The organism is Flavobacterium arcticum, from assembly GCF_003344925.1.
Classification (GTDB): domain Bacteria; phylum Bacteroidota; class Bacteroidia; order Flavobacteriales; family Flavobacteriaceae; genus Flavobacterium; species Flavobacterium arcticum.
Genome location: NZ_CP031188.1, coordinates 1,158,614 through 1,184,797, shown reverse-complemented (window position 1 = coordinate 1,184,797; position 26,184 = coordinate 1,158,614). Strand labels below are relative to the sequence as shown.

Sequence of the window (26,184 nt, the reverse complement as noted above, 5' to 3'; positions counted from 1 at the left end):
ACTATTTTATTTTTGAACTAAAAAAATATTGCGTTGAAAAAAACTCCTCAAATAATCCGAATGTTAATTTATTAATTATTTTAACCCCTGATTTGCCTTTATAATTCTTAATAGAGCTTTCGCTATACTGTACTGCAAAGCCGGAATTTTCCAAAAGCTCCTTTATGTTTTTCCTGCAATAAAACCGCATATGGGTATAATCGAATATACCACTCTCTTCATACCTGAAATCGCCTTTAAACACAATCTTCTTTATCGCCGAATAATGCCTGATATTAGGCATACTTACTAATAACTCACCATCTGGGTTAAGGTATTTTTTCACTTTTGCAAGTACCTTTTTTGGTTCTACTAAATGTTCTAACACATCGGGCAACAGGATAATATCAAAGTAACCCTCATACTCAGGGAAATCTGTTTCCTCTATGTTGGCAAATATAAACCTATCCAATGGCTTGTAGTTTTCTTTGTTCTTAACATCTTCATAAAGCTCTACACCTACAGCCTCTGCTGCAATTCCTTGTTCTTTTAAAAAATGTAACGTTTCGCCATAGGCTGCACCAATTTCTAAAACTTTTAATCCGCCTTCTTTTTTACTTATCAGGCTTATAAGATCATGCCTTATATTAGCATAATAGCTCGATGTTTTATCGCTGTAATTCATTATTGTTTTATAAAAGTTTTGTCTGTCATCATTAACGACTCATCATTAGTAGATTTATTACGCACTAATAAACCTATTTTATAGTTACCCTGCGGTATATCCTTCTTATTAATTAATGCTCTAAAACCAGAATTATTATAGTCGTATTCTCTTTTATATGCCTCAGTAACATCAAACCTGTTTACAACTGTACTAGGATATACATATATATTGTCATTATCCATAAAAACGACCTCTACTTCACTATCAGTAGCATCTATATCTTTAAAAGCAGTCCAACCATAAAATTCTAAAGTATCATCTTCTTCAGTAAGATAATCAATAACCCCAATTTGAGCTTTTTGAGACGGTAATTTATCCTTTTTAATTGATTTAATAGTTTTTTTGATCTCCGATAACTTCCCTATACTATTATGTACCCATATGCCCGAATGTTTTTTTATCGCTATACCAAGTATTAGGTTATCTTGTAAGAAATTATTTACAAGTATAAAAGATGAAAAACTTAATCTTTCTTTATCAGAAGTATCTGTATTCTGTTTTGTTTGAGTAATGAATATTTGACTACCATCTGAAATAGTTACAAAAACAGAATCATTTTTATTTTTAATCTCATTTTCTATAAATGTACTCCCTTCTAGAGTAATACTACTCTGGTTTGTGATAAGCCGATTAAGTTTAAATTTTAATCTGCTGTTATGTATAGTATCAATGTCCTGCACTCTAACAAATTTAGTATTGCTAGATACATCTTTCAAATCGGTTTTATAAAATACAGATGCTTCACGTTTAAACTTTATTTTATTTACTTTTTCTTTGTCATAAAGTATATAATAACCATCTATATACTCTACCGTTACTTTATTATTCTGTAAAAGAGTACTAAAGGCATCTAAATGTTTAGAAGTTGTAATATAAAGTTCACCTGAAGAAAAATTACCCGCTTTTAGTGATGCTGTTAATGATTCGGTATACTTTTTATTCCCTTTATAATTTTCTCTTGCAGAATACCCTGTACTTATTGGTTTATGATTTTTTAATGCCATGAAGCATAAATCCTGATAATCCATTGCGTTAAGCAAATGATTATCGAATGATGGGTAAGTTATCATAGCATCAAAAACTGGAATTATAGCATTCCATCTCTCTTCTATTAAAGGGCTGTCATAATCACCATAAGGAAAATTTCTAGGTGTATAAAGGTTTTGAAGATCATAAGCCTGTGCTCCCACTATAATAAGTATAAAAACAGACTTAAACCAATCGGGTAATTTCGTTCTCAAGAAAATAATTATAAAAAACAGTATTACTATGTAATAAGGTATCCACATAAATCTTCCTGTTGCCCTAAAAACACCTCCTATTATCCTGATTATTTTAGGTGTATAATATTCAAATAACACAGTGTCATTGTAAGTAACTATATGCGTTATAGCAAAAACAGTTACAAACAAGCAAAGTATGAATAGTGGTAAAATAAATTTATTTTTCTTTATAAACCTTATTGGTTTTCCTATTATAATAAAAAGAATGGATGCTATACCAATAAGCAACATGAAACCTAATCCTAAATACATAAACCCTTCATACTGATGATCAGTAACCAATGCCTGCTTAGGAAAAATAGTAGAGAACCCAAAAGAGTTTGTAAGTGAGTTAAGATTAAAACCATAAAGACCATATCCCTTAGAAACTCCTAAGCTAGTATCACCTCCAAAGCTAATCATCCCTATACTATACCAAACTAACACTACGGATAGTGCAGAAATAGAAAGGTATGCTAAAAATCTCTTTACGGATATTAACTTGTCATAACGGCAATGCTTAAACGGAACAAGAAAATTAAAACCAGAAACCATAAAACAGATATAGGGATTAATTGCTGCACTTAACACAATTAATAATAACTGTTGCTTATTTATCCTATCAACATTTTGAGCATTAGCTGGTTTTAAGTATAAATATAAAGATGCCAAAATAAAGAAATGAGAACAAAGAGCAGGGTGCATCATCCTGTAAACCAAAACAGGGTTAAAGCCTATCAATACAGCAAAAAATACAATATAAAACCATTTTATATTATATAACCTCAATATTTTTATAGTAAAGTATCCTGTTAATAGATGACAAAGCAATAGCCAACCTCCTAAATATTGAAATGTATCGGGCAAAATAGGATTTAGCAATTTAAAAAAAATGGCTACACCTGGTGCAGTATCCCAATAGCCAACATTAGTGCCTGTAGGATAAATAACTGATTGCATCTCGCCTAAAGGAAACGTCCATGGTTCATTTCTATAAAAAGCCCAGCCTAAATAATGCTGCCCCCAATCGTGCCTGATAGAAAGAAGCCAGTTTATGTTTGAAGGGGCTATAATCTCTAACCCATAAGTATAATTAAAAATAAGTATAATTAATACAAATGTTAAACCTTCAGTAATCCATTTTTTATCCACAAACAAAGCTTCTAAATTCTTATGCATAAAAATTATCTTTGGTTTTATCAGGCTTCTCTTTTTGCATCTTATCATACAAATATAGCTATATTTATCTATCTCATAGATTCAGAATGATCACTTTTATAAATGTATGTTCTATTTATATCAGTCCATTTAATTACAACTAAAAAATTATTAACGTTTCACGAAAAAAATTATCTTTATACATATTTTTTTTAGAAAAATGAGCAAAACAATTTCATCCGAGTATTTTAAATTACTATTTTTTTCCATTGTTATTTCTTTTATTGCCTATGGATTTGCACTAACTAATTTTTCGCTTACCATTGATAGTGAACAAGTCTTTCTTCCTGATACTTCTTTGGCGCTAGGAAGATGGGGGACTAACATATTAAGATACCATATTTTTGAAGGAATAATACCTTATTTCACACTCTTACTTTCATTAATATTACTTAGTTTATCTGCTGTTGAAATAGCACAACTATTTCGTTTAAACAATCTGATGGGTTATATTTTTTGTGGTTTATTTTTAACTTTTCCACAAATGGCTTATCAACTTGTATTTACAATGCAGGCAGATGTTGTTGCTTTAGGGTTTTTAACATCTGCATTATCAATTAAATTTTTCATTAAGTCATTAGAGGGTTCTTTAAACTTAAAGTCTGCCAGCTATTTTACTTTTTCTTCATTATTTTTCATGTTCGTTATTGCGCTTTATCAAGCATTAGCTTTCATTCCTATAATTATATATATCATTATTTTATTTCAAAATACATCTTCTGAAAACTATAATTTTAAAACTGAATTTAAAAAAGGGCTCCTGTTTATTGGATTGATGATTACCTCTGTAATCTTATATTTCATATCCGTAAAAATTATATGTCCAAATGGTGATGGTAGTGGATTCCTTGCCAATTATACACAAGGAGATAAAAATCTTTTCGTTAATTTTTATGAAATATGGATAGCAAATATTAAAGGGAGTAGTTATTATGGAAATAAAACTTTTTTAATATCATCTATAATATGCGTACTTCTTATAATTAATCTTTTCTTTGGTGAGAGAAAAAACCGCCCTATTAGATCTTTTCTACTACTTTTAATGATGGTTATACCTTTTATAATATCTTTTTTTATTACAAGTGGTTATAACCCTCCAAGAATATATGTAACTGAGGGTATTGTTTTTGCTTTTATAATTGTGAGCTTTCTATCAATGATTAAAAAAGCAAAAATATCATTGATTTTTTCCTCTTTAATTATGCTGACCAATATCTATTTCATAACAATGTTATTTTGGTCAAACCATAAATTATATAATCACGATATAAATATTGCTAGAAATATAGATAACTCAATCCGAGCTAAATATCCTAATTTTGACCCTACTTCTGAGTACGTTTATTTCTTTGGAAGTTTGCCATATGGTGAGCATGAAAAGTTTAGATTACCAAATTCTGAAATATTTGGAGGCTCTTTTTTTATATGGGATGGTGGTAGTAATGATAGAATTATCAGTTTTATGAAATTCAGTGATGTTGCCTCTTATCGTAAAATTGATAATAAAGAAACCTATACTAAAATTAAGGACTCTATCAATTCAATGCCTACATGGCCAAAAAGTGGTTATATTAAACGTATTGATGATGTAATCATTGTAAAACTAGGTGATAAAAAAGGGGCAAAATTATGGGTTGAATAAGAACATTAAATAAAAAAAGCGGTTAATTATTATCTGCTTTTTCTATTCCCTCTTGAATTAGTTTATCTACAACATACAAAGGTCTATTTCTTACCTGATTGTATATACGTAATACATATTCGCCTATTAAGCCTAAAGAAAGTAATTGCACACCACTAAAAAGTATAATTGCAGCAATAGTAGCTGTAAAACCCTCTGGTACATCGCCAAAAAAAACTTTGCGGAATAGTATATAAAGTAAATAACAAATAGAAAGTAATATGGTTACTAACCCCACTTTTGCTATCATTCGTACAGGAAAATCACTAAAATTAAAAATACCATTAAAAGCAAGTTCAAACAATTTTCTCCAACCATATTTAGACTCTCCTTCCTGTCTTTCATCTCTATCATACTCATAGCCTATTTGCTTATACCCCACCCAAGCGCGCATACCCCTTAGATAACGACTTTGCTCTGGCATAGCATTCATAGCATCTACTACCCTTCGGCTTAGCATCGAAAAATCGCCACTATCAATAGGAATATTAAAGCTAGATATACGCTTTTGCAATCTGTAATAGTACTTATAAGCTATACGTTTTAAAAGGCTTTCTTTTCGGTTTTTCCTAATGGCATAAATAACATCATATCCATCATTAAGCAGCTCATAAAATTCTTTTACTAACTCAGGAGGGTCTTGTAAGTCACCATCAATTATCATAGCCCCTTTTTTACCCCTCACGTGTGCCATACCCGCTGTAACTGCAAGTTGATGCCCATGATTACGAGAGAGTAACACCCCTGTAAAGCGAGGGTTTTTCTTGCAGATACCCTCAATTAATTGGGCTGTATCATCGCTACTGCCATCATTAACTAATATAACCTCACAATTAAACTTACATGAGTCTATAACATTAGTAAGTCTTTCTATTAAAAGCGAAAAAACCTCTTCTTCATTATATAGAGGCACTATAATAGATATATCTATATTATTATTCATAAGGTTGTAAACTATCTTCCCATTGTTTTATATCAATTCCAAAAGCATGTTTTATTTTGCTCTTATCCATTACACTATAAACGGGTCTTTTAGCCGGAGTAGGATATTGTTCAGTAGTAATTGGTTTTAAATCTATGGTAATATTATTAACTTCAAATATTTTTTTGGCAAAATCATACCAAGTAGCAACACCCTCGTTACTGTAATGATATATACCATACTCGTGCTTACCACTTGCTATAATCTTTAATAAGGCATCGGCAAGGTCGTTAGCATTAGTAGGCGTTCCTGTTTGGTCGTTTACCACACTTAGCGAATCTCTTTCTTTACCCAACCTAATCATGGTTTTCATAAAGTTATTTCCATATTCTGAGTACAGCCATGAAGTCCTAATGATATAATGAGGATTTAATGTCTTTTCTATTTCTTGTTCTCCTTGTCTTTTAGTTAGTCCATATACACCCTGAGGGTTGGTTTCATCCTCCTCAGTATAAGGTGTATCTTTACTGCCATCAAATACAAAATCAGTTGAAACGTGTATTAACGTAGTGTTATGCTCTTTGCAAACTTCTGCAAGGTTTTTTGCACCTATAACATTTACCAAATGTGCTTTTTCGGGCTCGCTTTCGGCTTTATCTACAGCAGTATAAGCTGCTGCATTAATACAAAAATTCGGCTTTATAATGCCGAATATTGCTTCCAAATTTTCTTTACTTGTAATGTCGACCTCTGCCGAAGTAGCAAAGTGGAACTGTATTGTATTATACTGTGACGCTATTGCCTGCAATGCCTGACCTAGCTGACCCGATGCTCCTGTTACTAGTACTACCATATGGGTCTTGCATTTTCAAGATTAGGTAATATGGTGTCTTTTTGTGATATAATAAGCTCCGATGCTTCCATACCCCAGTCTATATCAATAATAGCATCGTTATACATAATACCACCTTCAGACTCTTTATTATAAAAATTATCACATTTATAAAAGAAGGTAGCTGTTTCGCTCACAACTAAAAAGCCATGTGCAAAACCACGCGGTACAAAAAGTTGTCTATTATTTTCTGCTGAAAGCAATACTGCTACATGCTGCCCATAAGTTGGCGAACCAGGACGAACATCTACCGCTACATCTAGCACTTCGCCTTGCAATACTCTTACCAGTTTTGCTTGTGCGTGTTCTCCTGTTTGATAATGTAACCCACGCAATACTCCTCGTGTAGAAAACGACTGATTGTCTTGCACAAAATGTACTTTAGCTCCTGTTTCAGCTTCAAAACGTTTCTCATTATAGCTTTCCATAAAATAGCCACGCTCATCAGGTATCACGTTTGGCTCAATAATAAAACATCCTTCCAGTTTGGTTGGTATAGCTGCCATCTTTTCTTTTATTCTATTATACTTAGCAAATGTGTTCCATAACCACTTTTTAATAACGGCTCTGCAAGTGCTGTAAGTTCTTCTTTATTTATATATCCCATTTTATAGGCAGCTTCTTCTATAGCCCCTATTTTAAGCCCTTGGCGTTCTTCTATTACTTGTACGAACTGCCCTGCTTGCATTAATGAGTTAAATGTACCTGTATCTAACCAAGCTGTACCTCTATCTAGTATACTAACCTTAAGATTACCACGCTTCAAGTATTCCTTGTTTACATCAGTAATTTCTAGTTCACCTCTATGGCTTGGTTTTATATTAGCTGCAATATCAAGGACATCATTATCATAAAAATAAATGCCTGGTACGGCAAAGTTCGACTTTGGTTTCTCTGGCTTTTCTTCTATAGATAGTGCATTACCCTCTTTATCAAAATCTACCACACCATAACGCTCAGGGTCGTGTACATGGTAGGCATAAATAATACCGCCTTCGGGATTGTTATTGCTTTGCAGTAAATCGCCAAGACCTGTACCATAAAATATATTGTCGCCCAGTATTAGCGCTACCTTATCGTTACCTACAAATTCTTTACCGATAACGAATGCCTCTGCAAGCCCGTTAGGGTGCTCCTGAACGGCATACTCAAAACGACACCCTAGTTTACTACCATCGCCTAAAAGATGACGGAACAACGGTAAATCGTGTGGGGTAGATATAATAAGTATTTCCCTAATACCTGCCCACATAAGGGTAGATAATGGGTAGTATATCATCGGTTTATCATAAATAGGCATTAACTGCTTACTTACGGCAAGCGTAAGTGGATGTAGTCTTGTACCTGAACCTCCGGCTAATATTATTCCTTTCATGTTATTTTGTTAGTTTCTGTAAATACCATTCTATGGTTTTTACAATTCCTGTTTCAAAATTTTCGGCGGCTTTCCAGCCTAATTCATTCTCTATTTTAGTAGCATCTATCGCATAGCGCAAATCGTGCCCTGGTCTGTCTGTCACAAATGTAATTTGATCTTTATAACTACCTTCTGCTTTTGGCTGCATTGTATCGAGCAGTTCACATATCTTGTTAGCAATATATAAATTATTGCGCTCGTTTCTTCCACCTATGTTGTAGGTTTCGCCTGCCTTACCATTTTTATAAGCAAGCTCTATACCTGTACAATGGTCTAACACATATAACCAGTCGCGCACATTTTTACCATCGCCATAAATAGGAATATTTTCTCCTGATATGGCTTTCCTTATAATAGTAGGTATTAGCTTTTCTTGATGCTGTTTTGGTCCATAGTTATTAGAACAGTTAGTAGTAACTACATTCATCCCATAAGTATGAAAATAGCTTCGTACTACCATGTCAGATGATGCTTTTGAAGCACTGTAAGGACTATTCGGTGCATAAGGAGTTTCCTCTGTAAATAAGCCTTCGGCACCTAGTGTACCATATACCTCATCAGTAGAGATATGGTGGAAACGGCAATTTTCATATCCTGATTTATACGCGTTAGGTGCATCCATCCAATGTTGTCTTGCGGTTTCTAGCAAGTTAAAAGTACCCAATACATTGGTTTTTATAAAGGCTTCTGGTCCTGAAATAGAATTATCTACATGCGACTCCGCAGCAAAATGTATTACCCCTCTAAAATCATATGTTGCAAATAACTCTTGTAAAAAAGGTCTATCGCAAATATCTCCTTTTACAAACTTATAATTTGGGTTATTCTCAATTTCTGTAAGATTATCTAGTGTACCTGCATAAGTAAGCAAATCAAGGTTTACCACAAAATAATCAGGGTTTTCGGCAAGAAAATGCACAATAAAATTTGCTCCTATAAATCCTGCTCCTCCTGTTATTACTATCGCTTTATTCATTGATAATCATTTTTCGTTTTTTTATTTGCCTTTTGTAGTAACTTATAAACGATACAATTGGCATAAAAATAAAGAAGAAAAGAAGAAACGGTACTATTAGCTTCATTCTGCCGGCAAGAATGTTATCTCGCTTAACATTAAGTACTACGCTATTTTCTTTAATAATTTTGCTATAGTTTATACGGTTTACCCTATTTTTATTTTGCTTCTTTATGAGTTTATTTTTAAGGATTATAACCTCATCCAGCTGTGTATTATCGCTATGGTACATTTGATTACCCACAGGAGTCTTTCTACCGTTAACAGAATAACCTGTTAGCAAAGCATCTATATTATTTATTGTACTATCATTAGCTACAATTTCTTGTTCAAGGCTCTTAGTATATTCTTCCTTAACCTTTAAAAAATAAGCATCTTGATTTAAGTATTTCATTAACGGCTCTACAGTTGCTTCATGGCTTGCATTACCAGCAGTATATATAGTAATCAGGTGTTTAGTATAGTTTCTAGAAGTAGGCATATCCTCCATTACATCTTCTATATTATCACTCTCTGCTAAAAGTCTAAATACCTGAAGTTTTTTCTGCTGCTCATCTTCTTCATCATCAATAAAATCGTATATCTCTATTACAGGTTTTACTGTAATACCACCTATTGCAGCTCCGCCATTAAAACCAATACTACTTAAAAACTCGCCATCACTCTCTTTTATTTTTTCGTTTATCAGCTCAATATTATCATATAAATAATCTATACTCCCAAAATTGGGCATTACAACTATTCGTTGCTCATAAATTTTTTCGTTGCTATCCATATAATAGCCCAGTGCTACACCAGCAATAATTACTATTGCTACTAATATAATATTACGCTTTAAAAATAATATCCAGTCAAAAAACCAGTCGTTTATACGTCCTATATATTTTTTAATCTTACCAGATACCAATGCTAGATCTAAGTCCTCGTTGGAGTTGTGGGTTTGGTTTGCCATTGGTTTTATTTACAGTTAAAAAGTTGTTCTAAAATTTTTATTGTTATTAAGTAGGTAGGTTTTACACCTGTAGTACCCAATCCGCCCGAAGCCAACGTACTGCCCGTTTCTAGTGGATTATCTGATGCATAGTAAGCATAACGTACTTTTACATCGGGGTTTATACTTTTTCTGATTTTGGATGCCGATTGTATGGCTTTTTGATAATAAGCACCTTCCATCTCTAGCCCTATAACGCCCCAAGTAGATTCGTGGAAGAATTTAAGTAAGTCTTTATTTTGAAGCGAAGTACCTAATACTGTTACCATAGAGCCACTATATACTGGTATACCTCCACCATCAAACATTTCGGCATTTAATTCATTTTCAAAAGGGTAGTTATCGCCTGTACCTTCATTTATATGTGCCGAAGGTATCATGATGTCGCCTTTATTACCTTCTAAGATACCTGCTTTACCCATTATAGAAACCGACGCTACATTAAGTAAGGTTTTAGCAGCATCTTCTTTATAAGGTTTCAATAACTCGTCTATAGTTTCATAAGCCTGCTCACCAAAAGCATAATCCATTACAATAATAACGGGTTTATCTTCTGCTAACTGTGCTGATGGAAATGCTGACTTTGAAAAATCAATCTTTGCCGAGTCAAATATTTGTACATCTATATTAGTACCTGATGCATCGGGCATAGCAATCATACCGTTTTTAAGCGCAAATTTTTCTACTTTGTCCCTATCAGTATTACCCGACTTGCTTAGTTCTTCATATATCGTAAAATCTGACGTGTCTTTATACTTTGCTTTAAGTACATGGGGTGCAAATATAGAGTTCATAACACTGTGCATATTAGCACTTATAATGTGTATAGGTCTTTCTAGTAGTCCGTTTTGCTTTAGTACCGCCTTTATATTATCTGCCCATATTTCACCATGTATATGGTGCCCTAATCTTTCGCGTAATATAGGGCTAAAAGTTATGGTGCGTTTTGGTCCGCCCAAAGCCTCGTCTATAGCTAGTTTTCCTAACCAATAAACTACGTGCAAAAATCTATCTGGCACATTAGCATTACCAAAAGAATCATAAATATCGGTAACCTCTGCAAAGGTGCGCCCGAGTATATTAGACACGTGCGATATCGCTATCTCGCGCTCTACAAGATTTAGTTTTTTGTTTTGCAGTATTACCTGCTCTAGCTTTTGCCAATCGCGAGTTACCTCGCCCGATTCGTCTATTAATACACGGGTTCTTATTTTGTGCGATTCTATAAATATAAAGGTAAGGTGCGTAAGTATATCATATATATCCGACCGTCCTCGTGTAATATCTACATTCATCTGCTCTTCGTCTATACGATAACAGTTTCGTCGCCTTTTAGGTGGTACTATTGTTTGAAAATGTGATTTAGAATAGCCTTCATCTGACGTGAGGTTAACAAATCGACATTCTTCTATACCTATAGGCAAACGCTCTATAACATATAACAATCCATTAAGCTCTGCTTTTTCATCAGCTATAGAACCATATATCTCAGGGCGAAGTTGCAATAATGCTTCTCTAAGTGTTTCGCCAGATACACCCATTGGTTTATAAAAACCACGGTTAAAAAGGTGGCGCATAGTTATGTAAAGTCGCTCTATTGCCGCAGAAGATTCTTGTGCTCTTGTGCGTGATATATTTTTAGTACTGCTCATTCTTTTTCTTATTTTACCCACAAATGTAGGATTTTTTATTTTAGTTGATTAAAGTAATACCTGTGTCGCTATTACTTATTGGTACGTTTTACCTTACCTTAATACATCGGCTATTTTCCTATCGTTACTTAGTCGAGGTAGCTTGTTTTGACCACCCAACTTACCAATAGATTTCATGTATTCCTGAAAACCATTCTTGCTCACTTTAGTAACTACTACTGTGCGGAGTATATTACCCCCTATCAGGTCATCATAATATAAATTTTGCTTACGCATCGCTTTATCTATAGCTAAGGCAAAAGTATTTATATCCTGCGGTTCATTTTCAAATTCTATAAACCATTCGTGGTAAGGCAATCCGCTATCGGGGTTTATTTGAGGGGCTACGGTAAACTCATTTACGCGCACATCTGTACCCTCCATCGCTTGGTTAAGTGCACTCTCTACTTCTTTACCAATAACATGCTCGCCAAACGCCGATATATAATGTTTTATCCTGCCTGTAACAATAACCCTATACGGCTGCAGTGAAGTAAACGCTACAGTATCGCCAGTATTGTATGCCCATAAACCTGCATTGGTAGAAATAATCAAAACATAATTTACACCTTGTTCTACTTCGCCTATAGTATAACGTTTCGGATTTTCAGTAAAAAACTCATCCGATTTTATAAACTCATAAAAAATACCCGAGTTGAGCAGCAGCAGCATCCCTTTTTCGCCTTGTTTATCCTGATAGGCAAAAAAACCTTCGGATGCAGGAAAAAGTTCTATACTATCTACTTTGCGCCCAATGAGGTTTTCAAACTTAGCGCGGTAGGGTTCGTAGTTAACTCCTCCGTATATAAACAGACTAAAGTTTTTAAAAATATCGCCTACTTTTTTATTGCCTTTTTGCTGTAAGCGTTCAAAATACATTTGCACCCAAGATGGTATGCCCGATATTACGCTCATATCCTCGTTAAAGGTTTCGGCTACTATTGCATCTACTTTGGTTTCCCAATCGTCTATCGTGTTGGTTTCCCAACTTGGCATTCGGTTACGTTGCAGGTAAGCGGGTACATAATGCGCTACAATACCACTAAGCCTACCGAACTTAATTCCGTTTTTCTCTTCTAGTATGGGGCTACCTTGCAAAAATATCATTTTACCGTCTACAAAATCGGCTTTCCCCGTTTCGTGTACGTAGAGTAATATAGCATTACGCGCTGCCTCTATATGGTAAGGCATCGACTCCTTTGTGAGTGGTATATATTTAGCCCCCGATGTTGTACCCGATGTTTTGGCAAAATAAATAGGTTTACCTACCCATAGCACATCAGCTTCGCCTTTTACAACACGTTCTACATAGGGTTTTAAATCTTCGTAATCGCGTACAGGTACACGAGCTGTAAAATCGGTATGGGTATATATAGCATTAAAATCATGGTCTTTACCAAAAACTGTATCCTTAGCTTTTGCCAACAACTGTTCGAAAACCTTTTGCTGGGTTGCTACAGGGTTATTTGCCCATTTTTGTGTATCGTTATACACCTTGTGCGCGAATATTTTTGCGGCAAATGATTTTAATGACATAAATTGTTATTCAAAGTCTATATACTGTGTTGGGTTTATCGGGTAGCCATCTTTCCATAACTCAAAATGCAAGTGTACACCTGTAGAGTGCTTTCCTGTAGAGCCTGCAAGCGCTATAACCTCGCCCGAACGTACTACATCGCCCTGCTCTTTAGTTAACGAAGCAGCGTGTTTATATACCGATATAATACCATCGTTATGGCGTACTATAATAACATTGCCGTTAGTAGGTGTCCAGTCGGCAAAAAGCACCGTACCCGCAGCAACCGATTTTATGGGTGTATCTTTTGCCAAAGCAATATCTACAGCAAAATGTTTATTTTTAGAATTATAAGGCTCTGTAATATGTCCTTTTGCAGGAGAAAATAATACAAACCCAACACGCGTTTGTGCTTCTTCAAATAAATTATATTTATCCTCTAGCGCTACTTCTTCTATTAGTTTTGCTTCCGCTTCAGATGGATTTACGTCTATATGTGGCATTTCTTTATGCTCAGGTACATATATAGAGTCACGACTTAGTTTAGTCATTTCTAAATCGCCTGTAAGCACTTTTTTTATTGAAGCCATATATGCTGTATTAGCTTCTAGTTCTTGGCGTAACGAATCGACCTTTATAACATTTTGAGCTGCTTCTCTTTTAAGCTGAGTAGAATTATATCCTGGTATGTATTCGCGTAGTGGTGTAAATGCAATAATGTAGGTTGTAAGTGTTATCATTACAATACTAACAAGTGTTATCACTACAAACACATTCATAAGATTGAGTTTGAGAGAAAATTTTTCCTCAAAGTTGTCCTCGTCCAGTATAACCAAACGGCTCTTGTTGAACAGCTTTTTTTTGATTACCTGTCTTTTTAGCCTCTTCTTTGCCATTGTAACAGTTTAATTGACAAATATACTAATCTCTGCAGGAGAATGAAATGGTATCTGCACGAAAAGCAATTGGTCATTAACTTTTATTTTATTTAACGTAAACCATATCCAAATAATTGTTGTAAATAATTATTGTAATAAATTTATCATTAACTTTGCATCGAAATATATTTTACTATTATGAACGCATTAGCATTTTTTTTAGGAATAGTAGGACCATGGCAAATAGCTGTAGTGGTAGTACTAATTGTATTGTTGTTTGGAGGAAAGAAAATTCCTGAATTAATGAAAGGACTTGGGTCTGGTATTAAGGAATTTAAAAATGCAGCAAAAGACGACGATCAGCCACACCAAACATCTAAAAAACAACAAGAAGAGAATAAACTATAATAACTACTTTTGGTTATATAAATAAACCCTGTAGCAATGCTATGGGGTTTTTTATTATTTTTAGTTTTACATATATAATTATTCTATCTTGAAAACAATACTTACATCAATTTTTATATTAATATCTTGTTTTGTATCAAGCCAGACAAAAGAAGATGTTTCTCAGATAATCAGTCTTGTCATACAGGAATATAACCCTGACAGCACCTATATTTACAATAGGTTTAAGAATACTAACCTATTATCCGACATAGAAAGAAGATATTTCTTTGAAATTGAAAACCTTGATGATGAAAGATTAAATGAATTTTATGTTGATACATTAGCATACAATCTGGATTATGCGAAAAAATATTTTAAATTACCCTTTTATCTAAATTTAGATAATAACATAAATAAAACTGATAATAAAAGAATAAATAAATACACTAATAAAAAGCTCGAAAATAATAGAAAAAAACGCCCTATAGCTTTTATTTCCTATCCATTAATCTCAGTTGATAATAAAAAAGCCGTAGTTTATGGAGCATATGTTTGCGGGGGGCTTTGTGGTAGTGGTGGAATATTCTTTTTAGAAAAAATAGATGGATTCTGGAAAATTATAAATTATCAAATGAGATGGGTTTCATAAATACTACTATCATCTAAGTTATCTTAATAACAATCCATAAAGATTGCCACGCTCCATTTCATTACGCTCGCAATGACGAAGTAATGACACGTAACCCGTAACTACAGTATCATACTCAACGCTACGCGTTTCCTCGCTTCATCTACCTCAATAACTTTTACTGTAACGTGCTGATGTAGTTTTACTACTTCTCTACTTTAACAATACCTTGTCGAGTAGCTAAATACAGATTTCCTTCTTTATCAAAACACATATCTGCAATATAAGATGTTGGTATATGAGAGTTTAGGTTATGATAGTTTTCCCAGTTGCCATTCAGGTCATAGCGTACTAATCCGGCTCTGTCAGTTGAAACCCATAAAATTTTTTCTCTTTTGTCAAACAACACACGAGTAGTATGATTAAAAGGCATTCCTGAATTTTTAGTAGTAAAGTGTTCCCAAGTACCATTATTATGGAAAATAGCAATACCCTCATTTCTATTTGCTTGTTTACGATCTTTAGGATTAAGCTCATAAAGACCAAAATATAAATTACCTTCATCATCTTCATCCATAGAGGTAATACAGTAACCTTTTAGCATTTCTTTAGTATCATTAAAGCTTGTTGCTTTGCTATTTTCATCTATCATTACAGACCCATCAAATGTTCCTATCCATAACCTGTTTTTAGAATCTCGCTTTGCAAAGTCAACTCTATCAGAAGGAAATTCTTTAATTTTTGATTTTGTAATCATTTTAAACCCTTCGTTGGTTTTTATAACTAATCCTGTTTTGGAACAAATAAAAAACTCATCGGAAGATGGGTTGTTCACAAAACCATAAGCATCAGGAATACCTATTTCATCTTCTTTATATTTTCTCCATTCATCATTTTCAAGACTAAATATTGCAGAGACACCATCTGTCCATACCCTGTCATTATCATCAATACCCAAAGCAAAATATTTTCGCTTTTTAATCTCTTCTTCAGTAGTATTTTCAGGTGCTAATTGTATCTCATTTCCGCTTAAGTAGAGTAGTTCACTATCAGCGATAGCCCATATATTACCTTTTGAGTCTGCAGCTATATGATTTACACTATTATCAGGTAAAGATGAGTTTGAAGAATTCCATATAGTAAAGCTATAGTTTTTTAAATTCTCATTGGTATAAGTATAATGGTCGTTATAAATTTCAGGATCTACAGGTCTGTCAAATGATTTTCCAAAAGCATCAGTATCAACACGCTCTATTTTTCCTGTAATATGGTTATCCTGAATGGTAAAACGCATATTTATTGATACTTTATCTTTTATCCCATCTTTATTATATGCGGGTTTCCAACCTTTAAAATTATTTAATTCCTTTATAATTTCTTTTGATATATAACTTTTACCCATATCTGTATGACTTAATGTACATCCTCTTCCTTTAGTATCAATAAGTATTTGGAACATTACTCCCCCTTTGGCGTCCTTTAGGTCAAGCGACTTATTTAGCCTCTTTAACATCTTCTCAAACTTAGCCTCATCATATGAGGCTTTTATATCTCCACAATCCAAACAAAAATATTCAGTATTACAATTTTCAAGTTTTACCGGAAACAAATTTTGAGCTTTAACCCCTGTATACATTATAAACAATGATACAATAAATAATTTTTTCATAATTAGACATTTATTTATATTTAAATAATCATACTTAACGCTACACGTTTCCTCGCTTCATCTACCTCAATAACTTTTACTGTAACGTGCTGATGTAACTTTACTACTTCGTTTACATCGCTTACAAAGCCTTCTTTGAGTTGCGAAATATGGACAAGTCCGCTTTCTTTAATACCGACATCTACAAAGCAACCAAAGTTGGTAATGTTATTCACAATACCCGGTAATATCATACCTGTATGCAAGTTGGTAATCGATTTTACATTGGGGTCGAACTCAAACATTTTAGCCGACTTACGCGGGTCAAGTCCCGGTTTTTCCAACTCTTTTAGTATGTCTTGTAGTACCAAAATACCCACTTTTTCGGTGGCATAAGTTGATGGGTTTATTTTAGCAATCGCTTCCTTATTGGAAACTAAATCGGATGTTTTCAGTTTCAGGTCTTTTGCCATTTTTTCGACAATAGCATACGCTTCGGGGTGCACCGCGCTATTATCCAGCGGATTTTTAGCATTGGGTATGCGCACAAATGCTGCTGCCTGCTGATAGGCTTTTTCGCCCAATCGGGGTACTTTTTTCAGTTGCTTTCTATCTTCAAAAGCACCGTTTTCACTACGGTAGTTTACTATATTTTCGGCAAGCTTCTCCCCTATACCCGATACATAACTGAGCAATGCTCCACTGGCAGTATTCAGGTTTACGCCTACCGCATTTACGCAACGCATCACTACCGTGTCAAGCTCATCTTTTAGCTTGGTTTGGTCAACATCATGCTGGTACTGCCCTACGCCTATGGCTTTGGGTTCTATTTTTACCAGTTCGGCAAGCGGGTCGCTGAGCCTGCGCCCAATAGATACCGCTCCCCTAACGGTTACATCGTAATTCGGGAATTCGGCACGGGCAATTTTTGATGCAGAATATACCGATGCCCCTGCCTCGCTTACCATATATACTTCCGGTGGTGTGTCCCACGCTATTTTTTTAATAAAATGCTCCGTTTCGCGGCTTGCGGTGCCGTTGCCTATGGATATTGCCTCTACTTTGTAAGCATTGACCATAGAACGGATTTTTTTCATGGCTATAGCCGACTCTTTTTGTGGCGGATGCGGAAATATCGTTTCGTTATACAGCAAGTCCCCTTTCTCATCGAGGCATACTACTTTACACCCCGAACGATACCCGGGATCTATAGCCAAAATGCGCTTTTCACCCAAGGGCGGTGCGAGCAATAACTGCCCTAAATTATCGGCGAATACTTGTATTGCCACTGCATCGGCTTTGGCTTTTGCCTCCTGCAATACCTCATTACTAATGGCGGGAGCAAGCAGGCGTTTATAACTGTCGGCTATGGCTTTTTGCAGTTGTGCTGTGGTTGCTACATTCGGTTTTTTGATGATTGACTGCTCCATAAGGTCGAGCACCTCATCATTATCAACTTCTATTTTGAATTTGATGATTCCCTCTGCTTCAGCACGTAATATTGCCAACAAGCGGTGCGATGGCGCTTTGGTTAGGTTCTCGCTCCAGTCGAGGTATTGCGAAAACTTTTGTGCCTTTTCAGGGTCGGCGGTTTTAACCGCTTTAGTAGTAATGGTTGCTTTGCGACTAAAAATGCGACGTAAACTTTTACGGATATACATATTTTCGTTTATCCACTCCGCTATAATGTCGCGTGCGCCTTGCAATGCGTCGTCTTCGTTAGCAACGTTACTGTTCAGGTACTTGCCTGCTATATAGTCGATGTCATCGGCGTTTTGTGCCATGATTATTTTTGCCAACGGTTCGAGTCCGTTTTCGCGGGCGGTGTCGGCTTTGGTTTTTCGGCGTTTTTTGTAGGGCAGGTACAAGTCTTCCAGCTCCGTGAGGTCGAAAGTAGTGCTGATTTTATCCTGTAATTCGGGTGTAAGGGCATTTTGCTCTTCGATGCTTTTTAGTATGGCTTCCTTACGCTTTATAATTGCCTCATACGCTTGGCTGAGCTTCGCTATTTGCTCTATGTCTACCTCATCGAGGTTGCCGGTGGTATCTTTACGATAACGGGCTATAAAGGGTATGGTGCAGTCTTCGCTAAGGAGTTGTAAGGTGGCGGTTATGCTTTTTACAGGTGCGGTTACCACGCCCGCTATATACTGAATGTTTGTCATGCTTTCTGATTATAGCTTACAAAGATAACGGGATATTTTAAGGGTAATATTTAAAAAATGATTTAAGAAAGTTTTTGTAAGTTAGAGGCTTAATACTAAATATATTACTAAGTGGATAATATCAAGAAAATATTAAAAACAGAGTTTCAAAAAAGTTTGTTTGATTCAGCTATAGAAAACTTAAATGATAAATCTAATAAATTAAGATATAACAATTTTGCTTATAGCATTCGAGAACTTTCCAGACATTTCTTGCATTCATTATCGCCTGATAATCAGGTAATAAATTGTAACTGGTTTATAAAAGAAACTCACAACGGTGCTCCTTCCAGATCTCAGCGAATTAAATATGCCGTAAAAGGTGGCTTGTCTGATGAGTATATAGAACAACTAGGTTTAGATCTAGAAGAACTTAGAGATACTATTATCGAAACGAAACGTATTATTGATTCTTTAAGTAAGTATACACATATAAATGAAGATACATATAATTTACTAGATGATGAAGTGACTGAGAAAAGTTCACTTGTGCTCTCAACTTTTTCAAAATTTGTAATGACTATTTTAGATTATAGAGATGATTTGAGAAACGAAATAGATAGGGTTATTCATGATCAAATATTTTCGGAAGTTACGTCTACTATATTTAGTGAAATTGATATTTTGTCTACGCATCACTATATAGAACATAGTGATGTTGAAGAATTCGAAGTAGTTGACATAACAAGCGATGAGATCTGCGTAGAAGTTTCAGGATACGTTCACGTAGTTTTAGAGTATGGATCTAAAAACGAGAGACGTGAAGATGATGGTCTCGATTTATATGAATATTTTGCCTTTGATTGCAGCATTAAGTATAAAATCGATGACGATTTCCCATCAAAAAATTACACAGTAGAGGACTTAGCTGTAGATACTAGTGAATGGTATGACGATTATGAATAATAAAATCTCGTAATCTTCATTTACAAGTTATTTCATCTATTTTGTTTTGTGATGTCCACCTTCAAATTCAGTCTTCGGAATAATATCAAACCTTTACAGTATTACAAAATTCCATACATTTAAAACCTGAACCAACAGGAATAAACCAATGCAAAAAACCCGCTTAGAAGCGTTTAGCGATGGCGTACTCGCTATAATTATCACTATTATGGTATGATATAAGAAATCCGCTCTTTCAAGCGGATTTTTAAATTATTTCACAATCCTGAATAACACCGGATAAAAATTCTTAACGATCCCTCTATTAATACGTATGGCATTACTAATAGCGTAGATAAAATTGAAAATACTCACTGCCAGTAAGCCCAATAGTATTCCGTTAAACGACACGTTATAGTTCCATAACTTACTAAATACTGCAAAAAGAAGTACGCCATAGGTTATAAACGTGTACATAATTTGAAAGTTAATAATATTGGCACCTTGCTGTTGTACATCGGTAATTTTATCCCGTTTGTTGAGCCATAATATAAGCGGCAGTATAATATTGCCTAAGGGTATTACACAAAAACTAAGTATAGAAAGATGCAGAAATATCAGGTAACTTTTGTCTTCGTTTTTACCATAGTCCAGTATATCTTCTATAGCTATGCCGAGTGCGCTACAAATGCCGTTTAACGAGTTGCCGCGTGGCTCGGTTTCGTCTTTTTCTATACGTTGCAGGGTACGCAGGTTTATGTTGGCGGTTTCGGCAACTTCCTCTTGTGTTAGTCCTTTTTGTTTGCGTATTGTTGCAATTTTTTTACCAATAGTTGTCATAGTATATATGTTTTAAGATTATGGTACAAAATTACCCTCAGCACCTCCATTTTGATAGCGGTTTTAGTACGGCATTTTTACGACATTTGTGTCTAACTACTGTAAATAAAGGAATTTTTAGACTAAATTTTATTACTGCGTAATAAAAAAATCCGCTTGAGAGAGCGGATTTTTAGTATATATAAAACGAGTAATTATTAGTTACACGCTATTTTATCTACACGGTTTTGGTGACGACCACCTTCAAATTCCGTATTCAGGAAAGCATCTACCATTCCTATAGCTTGTTGTATGGATGTGTAGCGTGCCGGTATGCTTAGTATATTAGCATCGTTGTGCTGGCGTGCCAGTTCGGTAATTTCTTTCGTCCAGCATAGTGCAGCTCTAATACCTTTATGTTTGTTAGCTGTCATGGCTGCTCCGTTACCGCTTCCGCAAATAATAATACCCATAGCTACAGTACCATTGGTTACATCTTCGGCTACAGGGTGTACAAAGTCAGGATAATCGACACTATCAAAAGTATCGGTACCGTGGTTAATAACTGTTATACCTTTTTGTTCCAAATGTTGTACTATTGCTTTTTTGTAATCGGGTGCAGCGTGATCGTTGCCTATTGAAATTTTCATATTTCGTTGTTGTGTTATGTTGTTTATGGGTGCAAATTTACCAAACAATTTTAATATGCTGTTAACCAGCATCATATTATTTAATTAACATTAGAGGCTAATAATATAACAATAAAAATGTTAAAATAAGGCAATGTTAATAAGTATTAAAATATACTGTAAATAAAGGAGTTATAAATTAACTAATATTGTTGATAAGTAAAGAACGAAAATTATAAATTTTTCTGGTTAGTTAACAATTTTTTTACATACAGCAGTTCAATTGTAAAATGCAAGAAAAGTTTCAGCTTTTTTACATATTTTTATGCAAGGTTTACTACTAGTTATTAACACTAATTAACAACCTGACTTATCAAAAAAATATAGATAAACTGTATTATTAACAACTGTTGATAACTCAATAATCAGAATTTAAATATACTTACTTATCAGTAGTTTACATTAAATTAACATTGTTGATTATTCTGTATAACTTACTACAAGTAGACAAAACAAAAATATAACTAAAAGTTATGCCTATTATTAACACGCTATAATAACCATCATTCTTTTTTAAATTTAAATAAATCTATTTTGTATTATATTATAAATGTTAACAACTTTGAAACTTTAAAAATAAATTTATACAATTCTAAGATTAGTATTAGATGAAAAGTCTTTGAGTATAGTTTTTACAGTTTCTATATCGTTAGGGTGTACTTTTAGTTTTATGCCACCCAGTGCAAAAGAATACATAGGTACTATAGCTGTCATGGTTTCGTTTTCGAAAAAGAAATTAATACCGCTTTCTATGAGTAAGTGTTTTAGTATTGCTATTTCGTGAGGGTAAGTAAAAACGGCTATAGTAACAAATTCTTTCATAAGAGTAAGTTATACTCATAAAGATACTCATTTTTGTTGTTTCGTGTAAATTAATTTTGAATCAAAAAAGTTATTATTTCATTAAATAGAGAGTAAAATCGTAGACTTATTTGTAATTTTAAGCATTATTTTAAATTATATGAGTAAAAAGAACGGAAGACCGTCAGCTAAAAAAGAGAAAGATTTTTCACACAAGATTTTTAAAATCCTTTCTAAAGATCCCAACAAATCATTTAACTATAAACAAATTGCTGCCATACTGGAACTAAACGATACCCAGAGCAGAAATCAAATTATTAAGGAATTAAAGTACTTAGCATCTAAAGAAAAGATTGAGGAAACAGAAAGAGGAAAATATAGTGTAATTGCTAAAGCTGATTATGTAGAAGGAAAAATTGATATGACAAGCAGAAAAACTGCTTATTTTGTATCTCCAGATCTAGAAGAAGATGTATTTATACCTACTAATAATCTTAATAAATCGTTAGATGGCGATAAGGTTAAGGTATATATTTATAACCGAAGAAGGGGCAGAAGACCTGAAGGTGAAGTAGTAGAGATACTAGAAAGAGCCAAAACTGATTTTGTGGGCGTAATAGATGTACAAAAGAATTTTGCTTTTGTATCTACTGCTAACCCTAAAATGTATACTGATATTTTTGTACCAAAAGATAAACTTGGTAATGCCGAAAATGGCGATGTAGTATTGGTAAAAATAGAAGATTGGCCTGCCAAGGCAGACAGCCCTTTTGGCGAAGTAATACGTGTACTGGGGAGACCAGGAGAACACGATACAGAGATACACGCTATACTTGCTGAGTATGGACTGCCTTATGATTTTCCTGTAGATGTAGAGGTATATGCACAAAAGCTAGATACCGAAATACATGAAGATGAAATTGCCCGTAGGAGAGATATGCGTGATACACTTACGTTTACCATAGACCCTAAAGATGCAAAAGATTTTGATGATGCATTGTCATTCAAAGTACTAGAAAATGGTAATTATGAAATAGGCATACACATTGCCGATGTATCGCATTACCTGCAAGAAGGAACAATATTAGACGAAGAAGCTTATAATCGTGCTACATCTGTTTATTTAGTAGATAGGGTAGTACCTATGTTACCTGAGGTACTTTCTAATTTTGCGTGTTCATTGCGACCACATGAAGAGAAATATACCTTTTCGGCAGTATTTGAACTAAATGATAAAGCAGAGCTTAAAAACAAGTGGTTTGGGCGCACAGTAACCTATTCAGATCAGCGTTTTGCTTACGAGGAGGCACAGCACATTATAGAAACAAAAGAAAACACTATACCTGCCGAGATTTCGCTTACCAACGAAAGTTATGAAGTAGGAGAGGAGGTAAGGCATGCTGTACTTAAAATGGATGAGCTAGCAAAAATAATGCGAAGCAAGCGTATGGCAAATGGTGCTATATCTTTTGATAAAGTAGAGGTGAAATTTAACCTTAACGAAAATGCCGAACCTATTGGCGTTTACTTTAAAGAATCGAAAGACGCTAACCACCTTATAGAAGAATTTATGCTGCTTGCTAACCGTAAAGTAGCTGAGTTTATTGGTAAACAAAATAAAACGTATGTATATAGAATACATGATGAACCCGATACTGATAAGCTAATGAACCTGCAAACAGTGATAGCTAAATTTGGGTATAGCGTTAATTTTAAAACTAAGCAAACCATATCGCAATCGTTAAATCAGTTAATGGCAGATGCACATGGTAAAAAAGAGCAAAACCTTGTAGATACCCTTGCTATTAGGAGTATGAGTAAAGCTAAATATTCTACTGATAATATTGGTCATTATGGCTTAGCTTTCGATTACTATTCACACTTTACATCGCCCATACGTCGTTATCCCGATGTTATGGCACATAGATTGCTACAACATTATTTAGACGGAGGAAAATCGGTAGATGAAGATGAGTATGAAGAAAAATGTACCCATTGTTCTAGTATGGAATATCTTGCTGTAAATGCCGAGCGTGATAGTATTAAATACATGCAGGTTAAGTATATGCTAGACCATAAAGACGAAGAGTTCTTAGGTGTAATATCTGGCGTTACAGAGTGGGGTATATATGTAGAAATTGAAGCAAATAAATGCGAAGGAATGTGTCGCATCCGTGAAATAAAAGATGATTATTATACTTTTGATGACAAGCAATATGCACTAGTAGGCGAGGTGACTCGTAATTTACTGCAACTTGGCGATGAGGTATATGTAAAAGTTAAAAATGCCGATTTGGTTAAAAAACAGCTTGATTTTACTTTTTTAGGAAAAGCAATTGATAAAAAGTAAATTTTTTTATGCTATAACAGTAACCTTTGGTTGTTTATTCTCGTCTTTGTTTATGTAGTGAAATATATAATCATCAATTTTAAAATCAATCAACATGAAAAAGGTAATAGTTATACTATTTATAATTATCAGTCAATTTGCTAATGCTCAGGTTACTAAAAATTTAGGCGATTTTACTACCGTTAAGGTATTCGATCAAATAAATGTAACCCTTGTAAAATCTGACGTAAACAAGATTGTTATAAAAGGTAATAGGGCAGATGAGGTAACACTAGTTACTAAGAATGATGTACTAAAAATAAAAATGAATTTTACTAAGCTACTCGCTGGCGAAGATATAGAGGCTACTTTATACTATAATGGCACTATACAAGCTATTGAGGCAAACGAAGGTTCGTTTGTAGGCTCGGCAGATACTTTTAAAGCAATTGCTTTTGATGTAAATGCAAAAGAAGGTGCTACTATAAAAGTAATACTTGATGTACAGAGCCTTGAATCTAAAACTACATCGGGTGGTATTCTAGAACTTTACGGAAAGTGTGATTATCATGATGCTAAAGTAAACTCTGGAGGCATACTCAATGGAGAAGAGCTTATTACTAAACAAACAAAAATAAGTGTTAGTGCAGGTGGCGAAGTAGAAATATATGCTACTGATTTTGTAGATGCTAAAGTAAGAGCTGGAGGTACTATTGACGTGTATGGAAATCCAAGCCAAGTCAATAAGAAAACCTTTGCAGGTGGCGATATTAGTATAATACAGTAATAAAAATAAAATCATTTTAACCTCATAAATATCATACATTGGTGTTTATGAGGTTTTATTTTTTATAGTAAACTGTAACAATTTATAATAAGCTGTGTCTTTACATAAACTAACATATTTATATCATGAAAAAAGTATTTTTATTTGCTACACTAGGTATTTTTAATCTTGCTATTGCGCAAAAAACAGTTGAACTTAAAGATTTTTCAAGTCTTACAGTAGGGTCTGATACAGAGGTTACTATGGTTAAATCTAATAAAAATAAGTTAGTAATAAACGATTCAGACGACGACAGTACCTATATTAACAACGCAGGAGGTTCGCTTGTGCTTAGTAGTGACGGTAATTATACTTTGTATTATAAAAATGATATAAACAATATTACAATTGCCTCAGATGCTGTTTTAGAATGTGACGACGAAATTAAATCAAATTCACTTACTATTACAGCAGCTTCAGATGCTGTAGTGATCCTTAAAATAGATGTAGAGAATTTACAAACAACAGCTAACTCTGATGCTGAAGTAACGCTTACAGGAAAAGCCAAAAATCATACTGCGGTTTTTAATTCTGATGCTGAGTTGAATGCTAAAAATCTTGTTACAGAAAATACAAATATCGTATTATCATCAGATGCTATAGGAGTAATTACCGCTAAAAAACAGGTAAATGCTACCGCATCTTCAGATGCTTCTCTCGAAATATATGGTAACCCTAAACAGGTTAACAAGGTAGTAAGTAGTGATGCAGAAGTTATTGTGAAGTAAGTTATAATTTGAGGTAATCAAAAAAAACAGTTTAGAGAGGTTAGTACA

Annotated in this window: 24 protein-coding genes and 1 pseudogene; 8 read left to right on the top strand and 17 right to left on the bottom strand. The window is 34.2% G+C overall.

What is annotated here, in order from left to right:
- Nucleotide 1 precedes the first annotated feature (1 nt).
- Complete coding sequence (locus DVK85_RS05370) at nt 2-664, bottom strand: class I SAM-dependent methyltransferase (protein WP_114677450.1); 663 nt, start codon at nt 662-664, stop codon at nt 2-4.
- On the bottom strand, nt 664-3,147 hold the full coding sequence (locus DVK85_RS05365; RefSeq protein WP_127960552.1) for a DUF6311 domain-containing protein: 2,484 nt from the start codon (nt 3,145-3,147) through the stop codon (nt 664-666). Before DVK85_RS05365 ends, DVK85_RS05370 begins: the two co-directional genes overlap by 1 nt.
- Before the next feature lie 199 nt (nt 3,148-3,346).
- Between DVK85_RS05365 and DVK85_RS05360 the strand changes: the two genes are divergently transcribed.
- Complete coding sequence (locus tag DVK85_RS05360; RefSeq protein WP_114677448.1) at nt 3,347-4,828, top strand: glucosyltransferase domain-containing protein; 1,482 nt, start codon at nt 3,347-3,349, stop codon at nt 4,826-4,828.
- A 22-nt stretch (nt 4,829-4,850) separates the two neighbouring features.
- Here DVK85_RS05360 and DVK85_RS05355 read toward each other — a convergent pair whose 3' ends face one another.
- The 9 genes from DVK85_RS05355 to DVK85_RS05315 all read right to left on the bottom strand — a co-directional run bounded on the left by DVK85_RS05355 (nt 4,851) and on the right by DVK85_RS05315 (nt 14,207).
- Entirely contained in the window at nt 4,851-5,810 is a 960-nt protein-coding gene (locus DVK85_RS05355) for a glycosyltransferase family 2 protein (protein WP_114677447.1), read from the bottom strand.
- Nucleotides 5,803-6,642 carry a dTDP-4-dehydrorhamnose reductase gene (rfbD, locus tag DVK85_RS05350; protein ID WP_114677446.1) on the bottom strand — a complete coding sequence of 280 codons (840 nt, stop codon included), beginning with the start codon at nt 6,640-6,642 and terminating at the stop codon, nt 5,803-5,805. Before rfbD ends, DVK85_RS05355 begins: the two co-directional genes overlap by 8 nt.
- Complete coding sequence (gene rfbC / locus DVK85_RS05345) at nt 6,636-7,187, bottom strand: dTDP-4-dehydrorhamnose 3,5-epimerase (RefSeq protein WP_114677445.1); 552 nt, start codon at nt 7,185-7,187, stop codon at nt 6,636-6,638. The genes rfbD and rfbC overlap by 7 nt, the downstream gene beginning before the upstream one ends.
- Before the next feature lie 8 nt (nt 7,188-7,195).
- A complete protein-coding gene (rfbA, locus tag DVK85_RS05340; protein WP_114677444.1) occupies nt 7,196-8,056 on the bottom strand; it encodes a glucose-1-phosphate thymidylyltransferase RfbA in 861 nt (286 codons plus the stop codon).
- Between the two features lies 1 nt (nt 8,057).
- Nucleotides 8,058-9,074, bottom strand: coding sequence for a dTDP-glucose 4,6-dehydratase (rfbB, locus tag DVK85_RS05335; RefSeq protein ID WP_114677443.1), 1,017 nt, complete (start codon nt 9,072-9,074; stop codon nt 8,058-8,060).
- Complete coding sequence (locus DVK85_RS05330) at nt 9,067-10,065, bottom strand: hypothetical protein (protein ID WP_114677442.1); 999 nt, start codon at nt 10,063-10,065, stop codon at nt 9,067-9,069. The genes rfbB and DVK85_RS05330 overlap by 8 nt, the downstream gene beginning before the upstream one ends.
- Before the next feature lie 5 nt (nt 10,066-10,070).
- Complete coding sequence (locus DVK85_RS05325) at nt 10,071-11,756, bottom strand: DUF6909 family protein (RefSeq protein ID WP_114677441.1); 1,686 nt, start codon at nt 11,754-11,756, stop codon at nt 10,071-10,073.
- Between the two features lie 93 nt (nt 11,757-11,849).
- Nucleotides 11,850-13,331, bottom strand: a complete 1,482-nt coding sequence (locus DVK85_RS05320; RefSeq protein ID WP_114677440.1) for a GH3 family domain-containing protein — start codon at nt 13,329-13,331, stop codon at nt 11,850-11,852.
- A gap of 6 nt (nt 13,332-13,337) precedes the next feature.
- Nucleotides 13,338-14,207: a M23 family metallopeptidase gene (locus DVK85_RS05315; RefSeq protein ID WP_114677439.1), complete on the bottom strand. Its 870-nt coding sequence runs from the start codon at nt 14,205-14,207 to the stop codon at nt 13,338-13,340.
- Nucleotides 14,208-14,387: 180 nt separating this feature from the next.
- On the opposite strand from DVK85_RS05315, the gene DVK85_RS05310 reads away from it, so the two are divergent.
- On the top strand, nt 14,388-14,597 hold the full coding sequence (locus tag DVK85_RS05310; RefSeq protein WP_114677438.1) for a Sec-independent protein translocase subunit TatA/TatB: 210 nt from the start codon (nt 14,388-14,390) through the stop codon (nt 14,595-14,597).
- 88 nt (nt 14,598-14,685) lie between these two features.
- On the top strand, nt 14,686-15,228 hold the full coding sequence (locus DVK85_RS05305) for a hypothetical protein (RefSeq protein WP_114677437.1): 543 nt from the start codon (nt 14,686-14,688) through the stop codon (nt 15,226-15,228).
- Between the two features lie 101 nt (nt 15,229-15,329).
- On the opposite strand, the pseudogene DVK85_RS13715 reads toward DVK85_RS05305, so the two are convergent.
- From DVK85_RS13715 to DVK85_RS05290, 3 genes and pseudogenes are all read right to left on the bottom strand, one after another.
- A pseudogene (locus tag DVK85_RS13715) lies at nt 15,330-15,419 on the bottom strand (S1 RNA-binding domain-containing protein); the annotation flags it as partial.
- On the bottom strand, nt 15,413-16,501 hold the full coding sequence (locus DVK85_RS05295) for a two-component regulator propeller domain-containing protein (RefSeq protein ID WP_394338170.1): 1,089 nt from the start codon (nt 16,499-16,501) through the stop codon (nt 15,413-15,415). The gene DVK85_RS05295 and the pseudogene DVK85_RS13715, both read right to left, overlap by 7 nt.
- A 395-nt stretch (nt 16,502-16,896) precedes the next feature.
- Nucleotides 16,897-19,020, bottom strand: coding sequence for a Tex family protein (locus tag DVK85_RS05290; protein WP_114677435.1), 2,124 nt, complete (start codon nt 19,018-19,020; stop codon nt 16,897-16,899).
- A 111-nt stretch (nt 19,021-19,131) separates the two neighbouring features.
- On the opposite strand from DVK85_RS05290, the gene DVK85_RS05285 reads away from it, so the two are divergent.
- Nucleotides 19,132-19,965: a pPIWI-associating nuclease domain-containing protein gene (locus tag DVK85_RS05285; protein ID WP_114677434.1), complete on the top strand. Its 834-nt coding sequence runs from the start codon at nt 19,132-19,134 to the stop codon at nt 19,963-19,965.
- A 148-nt stretch (nt 19,966-20,113) separates the two neighbouring features.
- Nucleotides 20,114-20,182 (top strand): DUF1211 domain-containing protein, encoded by a 69-nt coding sequence (locus DVK85_RS05280; RefSeq protein ID WP_240339579.1) that lies wholly within the window; start codon nt 20,114-20,116, stop codon nt 20,180-20,182.
- 35 nt (nt 20,183-20,217) lie between these two features.
- Here DVK85_RS05280 and DVK85_RS05275 read toward each other — a convergent pair whose 3' ends face one another.
- The 3 genes from DVK85_RS05275 to DVK85_RS05265 form a co-directional block, all read right to left on the bottom strand.
- A complete protein-coding gene (locus tag DVK85_RS05275; RefSeq protein ID WP_114677433.1) occupies nt 20,218-20,784 on the bottom strand; it encodes a helix-turn-helix domain-containing protein in 567 nt (188 codons plus the stop codon).
- Between the two features lie 197 nt (nt 20,785-20,981).
- Nucleotides 20,982-21,413, bottom strand: a complete 432-nt coding sequence (gene rpiB, locus DVK85_RS05270) for a ribose 5-phosphate isomerase B (protein WP_114678988.1) — start codon at nt 21,411-21,413, stop codon at nt 20,982-20,984.
- Nucleotides 21,414-22,034: 621 nt separating this feature from the next.
- Nucleotides 22,035-22,274: a DUF2007 domain-containing protein gene (locus DVK85_RS05265; protein ID WP_114677432.1), complete on the bottom strand. Its 240-nt coding sequence runs from the start codon at nt 22,272-22,274 to the stop codon at nt 22,035-22,037.
- Nucleotides 22,275-22,413: 139 nt separating this feature from the next.
- On the opposite strand from DVK85_RS05265, the gene rnr reads away from it, so the two are divergent.
- The 3 genes from rnr to DVK85_RS05250 all read left to right on the top strand — a co-directional run bounded on the left by rnr (nt 22,414) and on the right by DVK85_RS05250 (nt 26,136).
- Entirely contained in the window at nt 22,414-24,603 is a 2,190-nt protein-coding gene (rnr, locus tag DVK85_RS05260) for a ribonuclease R (protein ID WP_114677431.1), read from the top strand.
- Nucleotides 24,604-24,697: 94 nt separating this feature from the next.
- Nucleotides 24,698-25,369, top strand: a complete 672-nt coding sequence (locus DVK85_RS05255) for a head GIN domain-containing protein (protein WP_114677430.1) — start codon at nt 24,698-24,700, stop codon at nt 25,367-25,369.
- Between the two features lie 125 nt (nt 25,370-25,494).
- Nucleotides 25,495-26,136 (top strand): GIN domain-containing protein, encoded by a 642-nt coding sequence (locus DVK85_RS05250; protein ID WP_114677429.1) that lies wholly within the window; start codon nt 25,495-25,497, stop codon nt 26,134-26,136.
- Nucleotides 26,137-26,184 lie beyond the last annotated feature (48 nt).